At 73.2% G+C, this 16,863-nt stretch carries 13 protein-coding genes; 6 read left to right on the top strand and 7 right to left on the bottom strand.

Going from position 1 to position 16,863, the window contains the following annotated elements:
- Nucleotides 1-53: 53 nt before the first annotated feature.
- Nucleotides 54-944 (bottom strand): 4-hydroxy-tetrahydrodipicolinate synthase, encoded by an 891-nt coding sequence (dapA, locus tag WMF14_RS43305; protein WP_437796291.1) that lies wholly within the window; start codon nucleotides 942-944, stop codon nucleotides 54-56.
- 312 nt (nucleotides 945-1,256) lie between these two features.
- Between dapA and WMF14_RS43300 the strand changes: the two genes are divergently transcribed.
- The 5 genes from WMF14_RS43300 to WMF14_RS43280 all read left to right on the top strand — a co-directional run bounded on the left by WMF14_RS43300 (nucleotide 1,257) and on the right by WMF14_RS43280 (nucleotide 4,668).
- The gene (locus WMF14_RS43300) at nucleotides 1,257-1,940 is read left to right on the top strand and encodes a NuoI/complex I 23 kDa subunit family protein (RefSeq protein ID WP_437796290.1); all 684 of its coding nucleotides are present in this window, start codon (nucleotides 1,257-1,259) and stop codon (nucleotides 1,938-1,940) included.
- 108 nt (nucleotides 1,941-2,048) lie between these two features.
- Nucleotides 2,049-2,564 (top strand): NADH-quinone oxidoreductase subunit J family protein, encoded by a 516-nt coding sequence (locus WMF14_RS43295; RefSeq protein WP_437325778.1) that lies wholly within the window; start codon nucleotides 2,049-2,051, stop codon nucleotides 2,562-2,564.
- Nucleotides 2,565-2,567: 3 nt separating this feature from the next.
- Complete coding sequence (nuoK, locus tag WMF14_RS43290) at nucleotides 2,568-2,876, top strand: NADH-quinone oxidoreductase subunit NuoK (RefSeq protein WP_272102053.1); 309 nt, start codon at nucleotides 2,568-2,570, stop codon at nucleotides 2,874-2,876.
- A gap of 50 nt (nucleotides 2,877-2,926) precedes the next feature.
- On the top strand, nucleotides 2,927-3,394 hold the full coding sequence (locus tag WMF14_RS43285; protein ID WP_437796289.1) for a hypothetical protein: 468 nt from the start codon (nucleotides 2,927-2,929) through the stop codon (nucleotides 3,392-3,394).
- A 230-nt stretch (nucleotides 3,395-3,624) separates the two neighbouring features.
- Entirely contained in the window at nucleotides 3,625-4,668 is a 1,044-nt protein-coding gene (locus tag WMF14_RS43280) for a glycosyltransferase family 2 protein (protein WP_272102055.1), read from the top strand.
- Nucleotides 4,669-4,849: 181 nt separating this feature from the next.
- On the opposite strand, the gene WMF14_RS43275 is transcribed toward WMF14_RS43280, so the two are convergent.
- The 6 genes from WMF14_RS43275 to WMF14_RS43250 form a co-directional block, all read right to left on the bottom strand.
- Nucleotides 4,850-7,420 carry a hypothetical protein gene (locus WMF14_RS43275; protein ID WP_437796288.1) on the bottom strand — a complete coding sequence of 857 codons (2,571 nt, stop codon included), beginning with the start codon at nucleotides 7,418-7,420 and terminating at the stop codon, nucleotides 4,850-4,852.
- A 15-nt stretch (nucleotides 7,421-7,435) separates the two neighbouring features.
- Entirely contained in the window at nucleotides 7,436-8,494 is a 1,059-nt protein-coding gene (locus WMF14_RS43270) for a lysylphosphatidylglycerol synthase domain-containing protein (protein WP_437796287.1), read from the bottom strand.
- Nucleotides 8,491-8,679, bottom strand: a complete 189-nt coding sequence (locus WMF14_RS43265) for a hypothetical protein (protein WP_437796286.1) — start codon at nucleotides 8,677-8,679, stop codon at nucleotides 8,491-8,493. The genes WMF14_RS43270 and WMF14_RS43265 overlap by 4 nt, the downstream gene beginning before the upstream one ends.
- 7 nt (nucleotides 8,680-8,686) lie before the next feature.
- Nucleotides 8,687-11,503, bottom strand: coding sequence for a protein kinase domain-containing protein (locus WMF14_RS43260; RefSeq protein ID WP_437796285.1), 2,817 nt, complete (start codon nucleotides 11,501-11,503; stop codon nucleotides 8,687-8,689).
- A gap of 55 nt (nucleotides 11,504-11,558) precedes the next feature.
- Nucleotides 11,559-11,990 (bottom strand): hemerythrin domain-containing protein, encoded by a 432-nt coding sequence (locus tag WMF14_RS43255; RefSeq protein WP_272102060.1) that lies wholly within the window; start codon nucleotides 11,988-11,990, stop codon nucleotides 11,559-11,561.
- A 92-nt stretch (nucleotides 11,991-12,082) separates the two neighbouring features.
- On the bottom strand, nucleotides 12,083-12,526 hold the full coding sequence (locus WMF14_RS43250) for a hypothetical protein (protein WP_272102061.1): 444 nt from the start codon (nucleotides 12,524-12,526) through the stop codon (nucleotides 12,083-12,085).
- A 128-nt stretch (nucleotides 12,527-12,654) separates the two neighbouring features.
- On the opposite strand from WMF14_RS43250, the gene WMF14_RS43245 reads away from it, so the two are divergent.
- Nucleotides 12,655-16,809, top strand: coding sequence for a transglutaminase domain-containing protein (locus WMF14_RS43245; protein WP_437796284.1), 4,155 nt, complete (start codon nucleotides 12,655-12,657; stop codon nucleotides 16,807-16,809).
- Nucleotides 16,810-16,863: the final 54 nt, after the last annotated feature.

Raw genomic sequence — 16,863 nt, 5'->3', positions numbered from 1 at the left:
GGCGGCCCCCAGGAGCGCGCTCATCGGAACACCTCGATGATCTCCGTTCGATTTCACGACGCCTCGCGCCTCGCCTCGAGCCGCCTCATCGCCTCGGCGATCTGCTGCCGGGTCGCCTCGCCGGCCGGCACGAGGGGCAGCCGGACGGCGGCGCTCATGCGGCCCAGGGCGGCGAGCGCGGCCTTCGCGGGGGCGGGGTTCGGCTCGACGAACAGGAGCCCGTGCAGCTCGAGGAGCGCGAGGTGGGCTGCGCGCGCGCCCGCCAGGTCGCCGGCCAGGAACCGCCGGGTCACCGCGCTGGTCTCGCGCGGCAGCACGTTCGACGTGACGCTGATGACACCCTGCGCGCCGAGCGCCATCATCGCGAGCGTCAGCGCGTCGTCGCCGCTCAGGATCGTGAGCCGGTCGCCGAGGCGCCGCACGAGCTCCTGGCAGCGGAACACGTTGCCCGAGGCGTCCTTGATGGCGACGACGTTCGGCGCGGCGGTGCAGATGCGCTCGGTCGTCTCGGCGGAGAGGTCGACCACCGTCCGCCCCGGGATGTTGTAGAGCACGATCGGCGCCGGGACGGCCCTGGCCACGGCCAGCGTGTGCTCGCGGAGCCCGTCCTGCGAGGGCTTGCTGTAGTACGGCATCACGATCATCACGCCCGCCGCGCCGGCGGCGAGCGCGGCGCGCGAGGCCTCGATCGTCTTCTTCGTCGAGAACGAGCCCGTCCCCGCGATCACCGGCACGCGGCCGCGCGCGGCCTCGACGACGCGCCGGATGACCGCGGTCGTCTCGGATTCGCTGAGGGTCGGCGACTCCCCCGTGGTCCCGCACGGCACGAGACCGCTGACGCCGCCCGCGATCTGCGCCTCGACGAGCGCGTCCAGCGCGTCGAAGTCGACGGCTTCACCATCGGGCGTGAATGGCGTGACGAGGGCGGTGAATGTTCCCGACAAGGGGAGCTGCGACATCAGACGACCATGATCGCCACCCCGGGTGCGCGTCAACAGGAGAGGACAGGTTCGCCGCGGACTCCCCGCTCTCCGCTGGTTCCTGCGCGGGGCGACGCCGAACGGACGCGGCCTTGGGGGCGAGCTGCCGGGAGCCCGCTGGGCCTGTACGGCGCGGGCTGGCGGGAGCCCCCGGGGCTTGCGGGGAGCGGGCCGGACGCTCCAGGGCAGGTCCGCGTCTGCTATCGTCCGCGGTGTAGCGCCTCGCTCCTTCGGGGGATTTGCCCGAGCGCGTCAGGTCCCTGAGAGGCACCGGCCATGGATCTCGCCCAGTACATCAAGAGCATCTCCAGCGCGGCCAATACCATCCTGGAGGGGATGGCGGTCACGTTCTCCCATCTGTTCCGGGAGCCCATCACCGTCCAGTACCCCGACAAGACGGACCGCCCCGTCAGCGAGATGCTCCCCCCGCGGTACCGCGGCTTCCTCGAGGTGCAGATGGACATCTGCACCGGCTGCAAGCGCTGCGAGCGCGCGTGCCCCATCGAGTGCATCGCCATCGATCTGGAGAAGGACCCGGCGACGAAGAAGCAGGCGATGAGCCGCTTCGACATCGACATGGGCAAGTGCATGTACTGCGGCCTCTGCGTCGAGGCGTGCAAGACGGAGTCGACCGGCGCCATCCGCCACACCCGCGAGTTCGAGGGGGCGGCGCCGACGCTCGACCACCTCACGTTCCGCTTCATCCCGGAGGGCCTCGTGCCGCTGTACAAGGCGCCGAAGGACCTCGGCGAGGTGCCCGTCGGCGAGTACGGGCCGCACGCCCGGGAGGCCCGCGAGCGCGCCATGCGCGACAACCCGGCCGCGCTGGAGGAGCTGCGCGCCATCTGGCGCAAAGAGCGCGGCAAGCAGCAGGGCGCCGAGGGCGCGGAGCCCGCGGGCGGGGGGGCCGAAGGGGGGGTTGGAGCGGGGGCTGGAGCAGGGGCCGGAGCGGGCGCCTGAGAGCCAGGGCGCGGCGCGCAGAAGGGCACAGAAGCGCGCCGCGAGCGACGCCCAGGGGTCGCCCTTGATGGGCGGTGGGCAGCGGTCTAACGTCGCGGCCCTCACCCCATGCCCCCCCTGAGCGCACTCGTCTTCCTCGGGCTTGCCGCGCTGACGCTCGGCTCGGCCGGGCTCGTGGCGTTCTCCAGGAACATCATCCACTCCGCGCTGGCCCTGCTCGGCACGTTCCTGGGCATCGCCGGGCTGTACGTCACGCTCTCGGCCGACTTCATCGCGGCGACGCAGGTGCTCGTCTACGTCGGCGGCACGCTCGTGCTCATCCTCTTCGCCGTGATGCTCACGAGCCGCATCGCGGAGATGAAGATCTCGAACCCGCGCGGCGGGCCGGCCGTGGCGTTCGGCCTGGTCACGGCCGTGCTGCTCCTGCTCGGCAGGGTGGCGGCCCAGACCCCTTGGCCCGCCGAGGCCAAGCCGCCGATGCCGTCCACCGCCAAGCTCGGGCACGCGTTCCTCGGAGAGTACCTGCTCCCGTTCGAGCTCGGCTCGGTCGTGCTGCTCGCCGCGATGATCGGCGCGGTCGTGCTCGCGCGTCGAGCCGTCAGGCGCGCCTGGGAGAGGGAGTAGGCGATGGAGGTCGGTCTCATCCATTACCTCAGCGTCGCCGCGGTGCTCTTCGGACTCGGGCTGTTCACCGTCATGACGCGGAAAAACGCGGTGGGAATCCTCCTCGGCGTCGAGCTCATCCTCAACGCCGCCGCGCTCAACTTCATCGCGTTCGACCACTTCGTCGCCGGCGGCGTGGCTGGCCAGGTGTTCACGGTCTTCATCATCGTCCTCGCGGCGAGCGAGGCGGCGATCGCGCTGGCCATCGTGCTTCAGGTCTACCGCAACCACCGAAGCATCATGGCCGACCAGCTGACATCCCTGAAGAACTGACGGGAGAGCGGTCATCCGTGCGGAAGCGCGCGGTCGACGTGACGCGCGCGATGGGCGCGACGTTCGGACCGGCGGCCGCCGCGTCGTGCGCCCGCGCGCGTCACGCGCGTCACGTCGACCGCGCGCCGATGCGGATCGCCTACGCCGATCGCCGACCAGGCGATGCGCTCGACACGCCCGCGCCCTGCTTCTTCACGTGGAGCTCAATCCCAGCGACAAGCAGGAAAAACCTGACCTTGCTAAGGCCCAGCTGGCGACCCACGTTCGAAGGCATGCAGAACCTATCCAAGTCGGAGCTGGTGGGGTTCGTGGAGCTCGAGGTCGGTTCGCTTGCTGTGCAGGTGCCGATCCGCGCCGCCGCAGCGGCGACAGAGCTACCGCTCGCATCGTTCGAGGCTGAAGGGGACAATTGCGCCATCCTCGTGCGAGGCGACACGTCCTCGAAGGCGGTCGAGGTCGCGCTGCGAAACGCGGCGCAGGAGGCGGTCAAGCACCTCTCGAAGAAGTTGCTCAACTAGAGCGGAGCGATGGTCCCGCTGGCCCGCCGCAGGGCTGCGGGCCATCGTCTCCGGGATGTTCCGCGATGCACGGTGCCCCAGGGCACCGGCGGAGCGGTGTGGACAGGTTTCTGCTGGCCGCCCGGCGCTCAGCGCGAGCGGGGCGGCGTTCCGGCCCGCGCGGGAGCTCGCTGCGCTCCGACGTGAATTTCTCGACGCACGTCGTGCTACGCTGCGCCGCGAAATCGCCCGTGAAGCTCATCATCCAAATCCCTTGCTTGAACGAGCGCGACACGCTCGCGCAGACATTCGCGGACCTGCCGCGGTCGATCGACGGCGTGGACGAGATCGAGGTCCTCGTCATTGACGACGGCAGCACGGACGGGACGAGCTCGCTCGCCGAGCAGCTCGGGATCCACCACATCGTCCGCTTCGCGAGGAATCGAGGCCTCGCCGCCGGGTTCATGGCCGGCATCGACGCGTGCCTGCGGCTCGGCGCCGATATCATCGTGAACACCGACGCAGACAACCAGTATCGCGGCGCGGAGATCCCGAAGCTCATCGCTCCCATCCTCGACGGGCGGGCCGACCTGGTGATCGGCGACCGGCAGACAGACAGGATCGAGGAGTTCTCGCCGCTCAAGAAGGTCTTGCAGCGGTGGGGCTCGCGGCTCATCCGGCGCCTGTCCGCCACGGAGGTGGCCGACTCGCCGAGCGGCTTCCGCGCGGTGAGCCGGAAGGCCGCGCTGCAGCTCTTCGTGCACAACCGCTTTACCTACACGCTGGAGACCGTGATCCAGGCAGGCCGCCGCGGCCTCGCCGTGGAGAACGTGAAGATCACGACCAACCCGAAGACGCGCGAGTCGCGGCTCTTTCGTTCGATCCCCGACTACCTGCGCCGCGCCGGTCCTGTCATGTTCCGGGCTTATGCGATGTACCGCCCCGTGCAGCTCGTGGGCTGGGTCGCGACGGTCCTGCTCGTGTTCGGCGTCGCGCTCGGCGTCCGGTTCCTCTACTTCTACCTGCGGAATCCGGACCACAGCGGCTATATTCAGTCGCTCATCGTCGGCACGGGCGCCGTCGTGATGGCGTGCATCCTGGTGGCCGTGGCGCTGCTCGCGGAGCTCATCGCGACGAACCGCCGCCTCGTCGAGGAGGTGCTGATGCGCGTGCGCCGGATCGAGACCGAGCTCGCGGGGCGGGAGTCGGCCCTCGGGCTGGAGGGCATCCGGACCACGGGCGCGAAGCCTTGGCGCAACCAGCAGGTGCGGCAGGCGCGAGCGATCGCGAGGTGAGGGCCATGCCGGAGAACATCGGATCTCCTGCTCCGGCTCCGGGAAGCATCGATTGGCCAGCTGCCGTGGTCGCGGTCTCGTGGCGCTCGTCGGGGGCGAGCTCGCTGTCCGCGAGGTGAAGAGCCCGGTCCCCTGGACCGGGCTGCTGGCCGAGCGGCGCGGGTAGCCTTCGGCCTGGCGCTCAGCCGTCCGGATCCTCCTGGTCGTCGTCCTCCTGCGAGGGATCCGCCGGGCCGGTTGGCTCCGGTCCGGATGACGTGTCCGCCGCCGGGGGCTCGGGCGGCGGCTCCGGCCGGGCGGCGTCGCGCTGCTGCCGCAGGTAGACCGTGTAGTTCTTGAAGCGCTCCGCTGCGAAGAACGCGCCGTCCAGCTTGACGTTCCGGCCGCTCCGCGCGGCGTTCTTGCCGACCACCACCGCCTGCGCGGCGTCCAGGAGCGCGGCCTGGGCGCTCGTATCGCTGGGCCACGCCGGCGCGGGCTTCGGCTCCTGGCCTCTGGGCGGCCGGAGCTTGGGGATGATGTGGAGCGCCTCGACCGGGTAGAGCCCGTCCGTGTAGCCCGGCGCGCCGAGCGCGAGCACCTGATACGGCAGCTCGTCGGGCGGCGGCGGCGCCTTCGGCATGGTCACGAGCTGGAGATCGCCGAAGCGGCGCTTCTCCGTCGCGTACCGGTGCACGAGCTCGTTGAACAGCACCGCCGCCTGCAGCGTGTCCGGCGGGCGCTGGCCCGGCGGGTACAGGATGTGGGTGATGCCGACGCTCCGGTAATGCTCGTAGAGCTCGCGCGGTCCTCGCAAGGGCTCGTAGAAGATGAGCGATTGCCAGGCCTGGATATCGAAGATGATCTCGCGCTCGATGCCGAGCGTCGTGCGGTAGTTGCGCGCGAGGATGCGCGCGTCCGGCGGGGTCGCCCGGGTGATCGCGCGGTGATTTTCGCGGAACTTGAACCGCTGCGCGTCGCTCCACCGCTTGTCGAAGGTGGAGCGGATCATCGAGAGCGCGCTCTCCAGCCTGCGGGGGCCGGAGTAGAAGGGCACATCGCCGCTCCACACGATCTGGAATGCCACGAGCGGGACGAGGCCGAGCCGCGCGACGGACCCGAGCTGCCATGTGCGGACGAGCAGCGCCGCGGTGACGGCGATCGGCACCGCGAGCAGGCCCTGGAGGTACCGGTCCGCGGTGTACGTGTTGCTCCACATCCAGATGCCAGCGAACGTCGCCCAGGCCGCGAGCGCCGGCCTGCGCCGACCGCGGATGATCAGCAGCATCGGCAGGAGGAGCGTGAAGAGCGAGCCCATCGAGGGGACGTAGCGAGTGAACGAGTAGTGCGGAGCGAACGAGAATGTGAAGAAGTTCCCGACCGCGATGAGCTGCCGCTCCAGCCCCTTCCCCTTGGGCAGGTAAGGCTCGTTGGGATACGCCTTTTCCATGAACTCCGCGGAGCGCGCGTGCTGCGGGTACGACCGCGTGAACACCCGCTGAGCCATCGGGAAAACGGGGTTGTTATGATAAATGGCGTTCTTGATGAAGTGCGGCGCGGCCGTGCCGAGCGCCACGCCCGACACGATGAGCCCCGCCACGAGGACGCGGCGCGCCGAGAGCAGCGGCCGCCGGCGCTTCTTCACGGCGCGGTAGGCGTCGCGCGCGAGCAGGAGCGCGGCGCGCGGCACGACGACCGCCGCCGCCATCGCCAGGTGATAGACCGCCTGGTACTTCACCAGCATCGCGCCCCCGAGCGACGCGCCGAGCAGGACGGCATACCGCCTGTCGAAGCGCTCGGCGAAGCGCATCGACGCGAGCAGGACCGGCGCCGCGAAGAAGCCCAGGAAATGGTCCGCCGAGCCGCCGGGGTTCTGGTCCTGGACGAAGAGCGATGGGAACAGGAAGAAAGCCACCCAGAGGCCAGGGACGCGTTCGCCATGCAGCAGGTACCGCGCCAGGGCTGCGACGCCGACCACCTTCCCCAGGACGAAGACGAGCTCCAGGTGGAGCGCCATCATCCACCGCTGCTCCACGAGCATCCCGGGGACGCTGAAACCCCACGCGTAGAGCATGCTCGCGAGGTGAGGGAACGAGTGGTTCACGTCGCCGTAGAACGGCACGATGCGGCCGGCGCGCGCATAGTCCTGCCCGATCGGCAGGTGATACCAGGTCGCGTCGAAGCTGATGGAATCCGGGGTCAGCGACAGCAGGTAGAGGAGCACGAGGCACACGGCGCCGACGCCCGTGGCCGTGAGCCACAGCCAGCGCATCGTCCCTTTCGGCGTCGTCGAGGCGTCGAGATCGTGCTTCAGACGCGATAGCCAGCGTGGCAGCTCGAGGAGGCCGCCCGCGAAGAGGGCCGCCGGCATCGCGAGCCCGTACCAGGGGCGGATCCAGCCGACCACGCCCGCGAGGTACATGCCGAACACGAAGGCGATGGTGCCGAGCGTCATGCCGAACAGGCCCTCTTCGACCGGCGGCAAGTGCGCGACGCGGAGCCCCCGGCGCAACAGCACGAGGCCGACGCCGAGGCTGGAGAGCAGGAACAGCAGCGAATAGCCCCAGAGCGGCGCGAGCCGCCACAGGAGCCAGTGCTGGATTGGAATGTGCGCGTGGACCACGAGCGCGTAGCCGGCGAGGCCCGTGAGGCATGCGATGGCCGCGAAGACGTTGCGCAGCAGCCTTGGCCGGGGCGAACTCGAGGTCAGGGCGGCACAAAAGCGGGCCAGGGGGGAGTCGGAGTTCAGGGCAACACGCAGGTGAGCCAGCATGAGAGGGGGCGCATCCTAGCGAGGCGGGGGGCGTCGGCAAAGCAGGCGCGCGAGGAGCAAGCCGCCCACGTCCACGGCGAGCGAGGTGGCGCGCGAGATGACCGCAGCGCCCAGCGCTGCGGCGGGTCCAACGGCGGGGGCGAGGCCCACGGAGAGCAGCGCCTCGCGCACGCCGATGCCGCCCGGCGTGGCCATCGCCAGGAAACCGGCCACGGGCGCCAGCACGAAGAGGCCCGAGCCGCCGAGCGCCGCGCCCGGCGTCGCGCCGACAGCGAGCGCGGCGCACGCGCCATGCGCGGCCCAGGTCAGCCAGTACGCCGCGTGTACGAGCGGCAGTCGCACCGGCATGAGCGGCCCGCGCCCCTCGGCCGCGAGGAGCTTGCGCACGCGCTCGGGCGCGCGGGCACGATCCACGGTCATGAGCGCGACGAGCACCGCGCCCAGGGCGACGAGCAGAGGCAGCTTCCATCGACCGATGAGCGCGCTCGCGCCCGCAAACTGCTCGCCGCCCGCCGCGAGCAGGCCGAACCCCACCATGGCGCCGACCGCGACGAAGCTGGCAAACTCGACCGCGAAGGAGGACGCCACCACCGCGCTGGTCGTCCCGATCCGCGGGGCGCCGAGCATGCGGACCAGCGGCACGCCGAGCTTGCCTGGGATGTACCGCGCCGCCTGCGACTCGATGTGCAGCGCGATCGCCGGCCAGCGAGGGATGGGCCGGCCGGTCAGCTCCTCCAGGACAAAGGCCCAGGCGAGCCCCAGCACGACGACGCCGAGAGCGAGGGGCAGCACCGCGAGCGCCACGAACGCGGGACGGACGTCGACGGGCTCGCCGCTCTCCCACTTGCGAGCGAGATCCCGCGCAGCGAGCCCGATGAACAAGGCTACGGCGACGACCATGACCGGGCGCAGCGCCTTGCGCACCCTCGCGAGCGGGCCTCCGATCCCCTGCGGCGGGCCGGGCGGGTCGCGCGCGGGCTCGGGTGGATCCGCCGCGATCATCGGGGGCGCTGGCGGGGCGCTGGCGGGCGGGGTGCTAGTGGGGTCGACGAGCGACGCAGATCGGTCCTTCACGCGGGCCAGCGCTTCGCCACGCAGAAGACCGACGGACCGAAGCCCGGCCGGTCCCCGCGCGCGATGAGGTCGACCTCGGCGCCGAGGCCGAACCCGCGCACCCGATGGACCAGCGACCGGGCCCTCCCCTTCTTCAACCAGTCGCTGGATTCCTCGAAGTCGCGCTGAACTACCGTCGTTCCCATCCGCTCTTCACTCTGCATGCGGGGCCGGATCGCCCTGGGAGGGCGATCCGGCCGGGGGCGGCGACTCCGCTGGTTCCGCCTCGGCCGGCTCCGGGGGGGTCGGGATCTCGATCGTCAGATCGTCCACCTTGCCCGGCTCTTTCCGCGACTTCTTCGGCGGCGGCGGCGGCGGGCGCCGCTTCCGCGGCGGCGTCGTCGCGGCGGCCTTGGCCGACGGCTGCGTGGACGTGGCCGTTTCCACAGGCGGCGCCGTGACGGCCGGCTCGGGCGCTGGCTCTTGCGGCGGCGTGGGCTCTGCCGTGACGGCGGGCGGCGGCGGGGCCTCGCTCTCGGCCGCCGGCGTGCTCTGCGGCAGGCGCTGCGAGCGGACCACCTGCCACGCGACGACGCCGGCCAAGGCCACCAGCGCGAAGGCTACCAGGCGAGCGCGCCGGCGCCGACGTGAGCCGGGGTCGAACTCCGGAGGCTCGCTCTCGCGCGCCTCGTGCGCCACCCCGCTCACGCTGGACCCCTTCATCCACTGGTCCGGCGACTGGCCGGAGGGCAACGCGCGAGCCCGAGGGACGAGCGGTGGATCGAGCGGGTGCGGCGCGCGCACCGACGCGGGGGGCGCGGCGGCTGCGGCCGTCCCGGCGACCGCTCGCCTGACGTTGTCGCGGAGCTGCTCCGACGGCGGGTCCTGGCTCGGCGGCGCCTCGCGCTCCGCGGCGATCGCGTGCGGATCGGCCGCTTGTTGCGAGAGCGCGCGCGGCGTCTGCGAGGAGAGCGGCGGCTCGGCCGTGGCGCCCGGCGCGATGGGCACGCCGCTCTGGGGCGCGGTCATCGGGGGCTCGGCCGGCAGATCGGCCATGGGTTCGGCCGGCGCATGGGCCGCGGGCTCGGCCGATGCGTGGGCCGCGGGCTCGGTCGGCGCATGGGCCGCAGGCTCGGCCGGCACGCCGGCCATGGGCTCGACCGGCGCATGGGCCGCGGGCTCGGTCGGCGCATGGGCTGCGGCTGCGGGCTCGGCCGGCGTCGCGTCTGCGCGCGGAGCGAGCGCTGCAGATGCGGCCGGCGCCGCTCCGGGCTCGTCCACGTCGGTGTCGATCGCGTCCTCTTCGAACTCGTCGATGTCGACGTCGACGAGCGAGGACGCGCTGTCCGCCGCCTTCCGGAACGTGTCGCCGGGCGCCAGCGCCGGTGCGGGCGCGCCTGGCGGGGCGTCGACGCTGTCTGCCGTCGCGGGCGACACGCTGCTCGGCTGCGCGGAGACCGGCGTTCCAGTGGCGATCGGCGTTCCGGCAGCGACCGGCGTTCCGGCAGCGACCGACGTTTCGGCGGCGACCGGCGCTCCGGCAACGACCGGCGTTCCGGCAGCGACCGGCGTTTCGGCAGCGACCGGCGTTTCGGCAGCGACCGGCGGCTTCTGCGACGCGCTGTCGCTGTGCTGCGGCGGCGCCGGAGGTCGATCGCCGGGCCGAGCCGAGGGCGGCGGCCGCTGGCTCAGCGGCGGCCGTTCGCCGAGCTCGGACGAGCCCGGCGGTTGCTCGCTGATCTGAGCCAGCGACGGCGTCTGAGGCCGCGCCGTAGGCCGAGGCGGCGCCGGAGGTCGCTCGGTGGCCCGCGGCGGTGCGAGAGGCCGCTCGCCGAACCGGGACGACAGCGGCGGGCGCTCGCTGAGCGGAGGCCGCTCGGTGAGCCGCGGCGGCGTCTGCGGCCGCTCGCTCGGCACCGCCGGGATCCTCGCGCTCGGCCTGGCCGACGACGGCGCGGCCGCCACGTCCGCCGGCGGCTCGCCCGATCCTCGCTCGGGCGATCGCGTCGCGGCGGCGCCCGTGGGGTCGGCCACCCGGGGGAGCGGCGGCGCCTTGGGGATCACCGAGCCCGTCGCCGGCCGCGGCGGGGCCGCCGGCGGGCGCGTGGGCGCGGCCCGGGGCGGCAGCGGCGGCGGCTGCGGCGACGGCGGCGATCTCATGCTGCTCGGGGCATCGGCCGACAGGTCGGCGGTGCGGGCGAGCGACTCCGCGAGATCGCGCGCGCTGCTGAAGCGCCGCGACGGGTCGCGGTCGCAGGCGCGCGCGAACCACGCGTCGAAGCTCGGCGGCAGCTCCGGGTTCACCCTCGACGGGACCGGGATCTCGCCGAGCGAGATCTTGATCAGCAGGTCGCCGACCCCCTCGCTGTCGAACGGGAGCTCGCCCGTCACGCACTGGTAAGCGATCACGCCGAGCGCCCAGAGATCCGCGCGATAGTCGACCTCCCGGAGCCCCTTCACCTGCTCCGGGCTCATGTAGTGCGGCGTGCCCATGAGCGTGCCGACGCTGGTGCGCTGGGCGACCCGCTTCCCCTGCCCCTTCACCTTCGCGATGCCGAAGTCGAGGATCTTGACGATCTCGTCGTCCTCGTTCGCGCAGAGGAAAAAATTCTCCGGCTTGAGGTCGCGGTGCACGATGCCGGCCCCGTGCGCGCGGGTGAGCGCGCGCGCGACCTGCGTCACGATCTTCGACGTCTCCTGGAGCGAGAGGCGGCGCCGGCGCGCGAGCCGATCGAAGAGGTCCTCGCCCTCGAGCAGCTCCATCACGATGAACGGCTGCTCCCCGTCGATGCCGTGATCGATGATCTGCACGACGTGCGCGCTGCGCAGCTGCGCGGCGGCCGTCGCCTCGCGGCGGAACCGCTCGCGCGCGTCGTCCTGCTTCCCGAGCTCCGGATCGATGAGCTTGACCGCGACATGCGTGCCGAGCGCCAGGTGCTCGGCGACCCACACCGCCGCTTGCGCGCCCTGCCCCACGGGTCGGATGAGGCGGTAGCGCTCGCTCAGCACCTGACCAGCTGCAATAGACACGGCGGCAAAAGCCTACGTCGAGGACAACATCCGTGTCGAGTTCCTGCGTACCACCTCAGATGCCCTGCGGAACGGTTTCCTTCATCAGCTCGCGCCATTCGTCGTGGGTGAGCTCTGGATAAATGTAGTCGCCCTCGAAATTTGTATGGTGCAGGAGCAACCGGGCGACATCGACGATGGCCCGCGCGACGTCGCCGCCCTGCGCAACGCCCGCCAGGGCGTCGGTCGCTTCACGCACAGCGGCGTGCTGCTTCAGCGCCACCTGGACCTCCTCGGCGAGCCCGCGCGCCTGGAAATGCGGGAATATGGCGGTCTCTTCGTAGCGCATGTGTCGCTCCATCGGCCCACGCAGGAACGCGAGCAGGCTCGCGCGCTCGGCGCTCGCCTCGTCCGCGGAGCGCTGCGCCAGCTCGATCAGCTTCTTCGCCGTGTCGCGAGCGAGCTCTTCCTCCTGGAAGAGCTCGCTCACCATCCGGTCCAGTTCCATGAGGTGCGGGCCGTCGTAGTCCAGATCCCGTGGAGGGTCGAGCGGGGCGCTGCGCGATCCAGCGGCGGAGCAGGTCGGCTCCGTCGCGCGCGTCAGTCATGCGCGCGGGCGCGGACGATCGCGGCGAGCCGGCCGACGACGCCGCTCGCGACCATGGCGAGCACCTGCTTCTCCAGCGCCTGTCGCTCGCTCGGCCTGCCGCCGAACGAGATGTGCGAGCGGGCGGTGGGGCCGCCGACGACGCGGCCGACGACGGTGCAGCTCACGCGGTGGACGTCGCCCCGCGTGGTCGAGGTGAACTCGACGACACGCGCGCTCAGCACGACCGATTTCGCCTTGCCGAAGTCCGCCTTCTTCGCGGCGCTGGAGAGCATGCCGCGCAGCGCCCGCGCCCGCTGGGCCTGGCCCTCGCCCGCGGGGACGTCGACGCTCTTCCATTCGACCTTGGTGTCGCGGGCGAAGGTCGATGCTGGCGAGGCCGTGAGCGTGGTCAGGGCCATCACCGCCGAGAGCAGCCATCGTGACGCGCGGCGCATGCGCGGAGGGTAGGGGGCCGCGGGCTCGCCGGCCAAGTTCGCGCACGGCGCGCGGCGCGGCGCGCGCGATCGCCGCGCTCGCGCCGCGATCGGGCCCGCGCTATGCCGTGGCCTGGAAGCGAGGTTCGATGGAGCGCAGCTCGCCGGGGGGAGATCGACGGGATCGACGAGGACGAGATCGACGCGCGCGCGCCCGCGCGCTCCGCGGGGGCGGGTGGCTCGCCGCGCTGCTCGCGATCGCCGCCGCGCCTGCAGCGGGCAACGCCCAGTCGCCGCGTCCGGGAGGCGCGAAGGCGGGCGCGAGCGCGCCTGCAGCCGGCAGCGCGCCGGCGCCGCGAGCGGGGGGCGCGAAGGCAGGCGCTGGCGCGCCCGCAGCCGGCGGCGCGCCGGCGCCGCGCGCGGGGGGCGCGAAGGCAGGCGCTGGCGCGCCTGCAGCCGGCGGCGCGCCGGTGTCCGAGAAGCGCGCGCCCATCGTGCTGGCGCTGCGGTGGACCGCCGCGACGCCCGACGAGATGCTCGGCGCGGCGCTGGCCCGCGCGCGGCGGGGCGGCGACGACGCGTTCGCCGGGCTCGTGATCGCGGCGGCGCTCGCGGACCGCGCCGCGCAGGGCCGCGCACGGGAAGGCCTCGCGCAGATCGGGGCGTCCTCCTCGCCGCTCGCCGACGAGGCGCGCTGGCTCGCCGCCTCGCTCGCCCCGGAGCCGCCGGCGGCGACGTGGCCCGGCGCGCGCGCCGTCTCGTACGACGCGCCCCCGGATCCGTCCGGGCTCGTCAAGGCGTTCGCGGTCCTCGGCCCCTTCCAGGACAACTCGGGCGGCGGGCTCGCGCGCCGCGAGGGGCCCGAGGCGGAAGGCCAGCGCTTCTCGGACATGAGCGCCCGCTACGCCTGGGGGGTGTACGACGTCGCGTGGCGCAGGGTGCTGCCCGCCGCGTCGACCGCGCGCGGCGTGCCGCTCGATCTTTACATCCATCCGCGCACCGAGACCTGCACGTACCTCGCCTCGCGCGTGACCGTCCCGGCCGCGCTCGATCGCAAGCCGATCCTCGCCCACGTCGCCGCGACCGGCGCCGTGCGGCTCGCGTGGGACGGCGCCGACGTCGCCGCGAGCGAGGCGGCGCACGAGCGCCTCGTGCTCGACCGCATCGCCGCGCGCGTCGAGGCGCCCGCCGGCGATCACCTGCTCGCCCTCAAGGTGTGCACCGGGGCCATCGCCGACGAGGGGCGCGTCCGCGTGCGCTTCACCGACGAGGACCGCCGGCCGGTGGCGCTCGCGACCTCGTCGGACCTCACGCCGCTCAAGCTGCCGCCGGCCCCGCCCCCTGGCGCGCGCGCCGCGACCGCCGTCGCGACGGCGCTCGACAGGGCGCTCGACGCGGGCGCGTCGCAGTCGCTCGAGCAGACCCTCACGGCCGTCGTGGCGCGCACGCTCGGGGGCGCCGACGACCAGCGGTCGCCCCGCGCGCCCGGGCTGCTCGACCGTGTCACGCGGTCGCCCGGGATCTCCGCCGACGCGCTCGCCCTGGCGGGGTGGGTGTCCCCGTTCGGCGCGAACCGCAGCGGCTGGCTCGAGGCCGCGCGCGCCCGGGGCCTCGCGGAGAAGGACCGGGCCACCGCGGCGTTCGCGCAGCGCCGGCTGGTCGCTGCCCACCTCGCCTCGGAGCGGGTCGACTGGGCCGCGGCCGCGCTGCGCGACGAGCCGCTGCGCTCGGCGCGCGATCCCGAGGCGCGCGTCCTCAGGGCGCTCGTCAAGAAGAAGCTCGCGACGGCGGGGCTCACGCGGGCCGGGCTCGAGGAGCTGCTCGCGGTCGAGCGCGAGCAGAAGGACCGGACGCCGGTCGTCGTCTGGCAGGAGATCGCGGCCGCGGCCCGGCTCGACCCGGCGCTCGAGCTGCGGGCCGCGCGCAGGCTCGCCGAGATCGCGCCCGAGTCGCGGGGCGCGTCCTACGTGCTCGCGTTCGAGCCCGACGGCGGCGCCGCGCTGGAGGTGGCGGCCGCGGGGGCGCTCGCGCAGCAGACGTCGGCCGACGACGTCATTCGCATCGGCCGCGCGCTCCACGACGCGGGCCGCGTCGCGTGGGCGCGCGAGGTCCTGTCGTACGCGACGCACGTCGCGCCGAACCAGCCCGCCGCGTTCCAGGCGCTCGCCGCGGTGCGAGAGGATGGCGCGGGCGGCGCGGGCGCGCGGCCGACGGCCACGGCCGCCGCGTCGCGCGTGGCCACGGCGGCGCTCGCGCGGGCGCGCGACCTCACGCCTGGTGATCCGTACCTCAAGGCCGAGCTCGCGCTCCGCCTCGGCGAGGGCTCGGCCGGCGCGCCGGGCCGGCAGCGCATGCGCGACGAGCAGCACATCGTCGCGCCCGACGTCTTCCTCGCACGCGCGCGGCAGACCCCGGCGAAGAAGGGGGAGGTGGCCGACCGGCAGCTCCACTGGGTGCGCGTCGTGACGTACCACCCGGACAAGCGCGTCTCGCAGCTCATGCACTACGCGCGCGAGATCGTCATCGAGCCGCGCACCGATCAGGATCTCTACGAGCGCGACATCCCCGCCGAGGGGGAGGACACCGAGCTCCTGTTCGCGCGGGTCCACCGCAAGGACGGCACGGTGGCGCAGCCGGACGAGCAGGGCGCGGGAGGGCAGAAGCCGTTCGTGCGCTGGCCCGAGCTCAAGGCGGGGGACGTGGTGGAGGTCGCGGTGCGCTCGTGGACCCGGGGCCCCGTCGGCCGCCGGGGCGACGCGCCGTTCTACTTCATCGACTACGTCGGCTCGACCGACACGCGGCCGATCCTCTACAACGAGGTCGTCGTCGACTCGCCGGCGAGCGATCCCCTGGCGATCGACGTATTGAACGGCAAGGCCGAGCGGGTGCTCAGGTCCGAGAAGGACGGCCGCCAGGTGACGCGGTACATCTGGGACGACCCGCCCGAGGTGCCCGAGGAGCCGCTCGCCCCGCACCTCGCGGAGGTGCTGCCGGTCGTCGTGGGCTCGACGTTCCACGGTTGGCACGACTTCCGGGAGTGGTACCGGGGCGCGGTCGCCGGCTTCATGGAGCCCGACGATCAGGTCCGCCGGCTCGCCGCGGAGCTCACCAAGGGCAAGGCCACGCGCGAGGACAAGCTGCGGGCGCTCTTCGACTTCGTGTCGGACGACATCCGGTACGTGAACTTCGTGTCGGGCGAGTGGTGGCTGCCGAACCGCCCGCAGGAGCTCCTGGCGCGGCGCCAGGGCGACTGCGACGACAAGGCGATGCTGCTCATCACGCTGCTCAAGTCGATCGGCATCGAGGCGACGGAGGTGCTGGTGCAGACGCGCTACACGGGCCAGCCCTCGCTGCTCCGGAGCGAGGTGGCGGCGATCCCGGTGTTCGATCACGGCATCGCGTACCTCCCGGGCGCGGGCGGCGCGCCGGGCCTGTGGCTCGACGCGACGAGCCCGCAGAGCCGCCTGGGGCCGCTGCCGGCGATGGACGCGCGCACGCTGGCGCTGTTCGTCGACGAGGGGCCGCCGAAGATCGTGGAGACGCCGGCGAGCTCGCCGGCCGATCACGGCGTCGACGCCGAGTGGACGATCGCCCTGCTCCCCTCCGGCGCGGGCGAGCTCGCGGCGAAGGAGCGGCACATCGGCGACGCGGCGTTCGAGCTCCGGTCGAACCTGGCGGAGGCCGACGCGCGCGCGCAGTGGGTCGAGCAGTACCTCGCGTACGGCTGGTTCCCGACGGTCGACGTGAAGCCCAAGGTGGCGTTCCAGGCCGATCTCCCGCACGGGGCGGCGACGCTCGAGTACGAGGCGCGCTCCGAGGGGCTCGCCCGCCGCGAGGGCGCCGAGCTCTCCGTGCCGCTCTCGGGCGCGTCCACGATGACGTCGCAGCTCGCGCCGCTCGTGAAGCGCACGCTGCCGGTGGTCCTGCCGCCGAGCTTCGCGCCGCGGCACCACAACCGGACGATCACGATCACCGCCCCGCCCGGGTACGTGTTCGCCGAGCTCCCGCCGGGCGGCGACGAGAACGGCGGCGCGTTCGGGCGGGCGACGATCTCCTTCGCGAAGGCGCCCGGCAAGAACGCGGTGGTGGTGAAGGAGCGCGTGATCCTCGATCAGTCGACCATCCCGGTGGCGCAGTACGCCGCCTGGCGCGGCTGGCTGCAGCGGGTCGACGGGCTCTTGCACCGGATGGTGCGGCTCTCGCCTGTCGCGCCCGCGACCAAGCAGGCGCGCAGCGCGCTGGACACCGGGGCGGGCGGCGGCGCCGGTGCGGCGCCGCCGCAGGCGCGCGGCGCGATCCACTGACGAGCGGCTTCGCCCTCGCGCCGGCGGCGCGCCGAGGCTCTTGCTCGGCCGCTC

The sequence above is a fragment of the Sorangium sp. So ce693 genome (genome assembly GCF_051521375.1).
In the GTDB taxonomy this organism is placed as follows: domain Bacteria; phylum Myxococcota_A; class Polyangia; order Polyangiales; family Polyangiaceae; genus Sorangium; species Sorangium atrum.
This window is presented reverse-complemented; position numbering and strand designations above follow the sequence as displayed.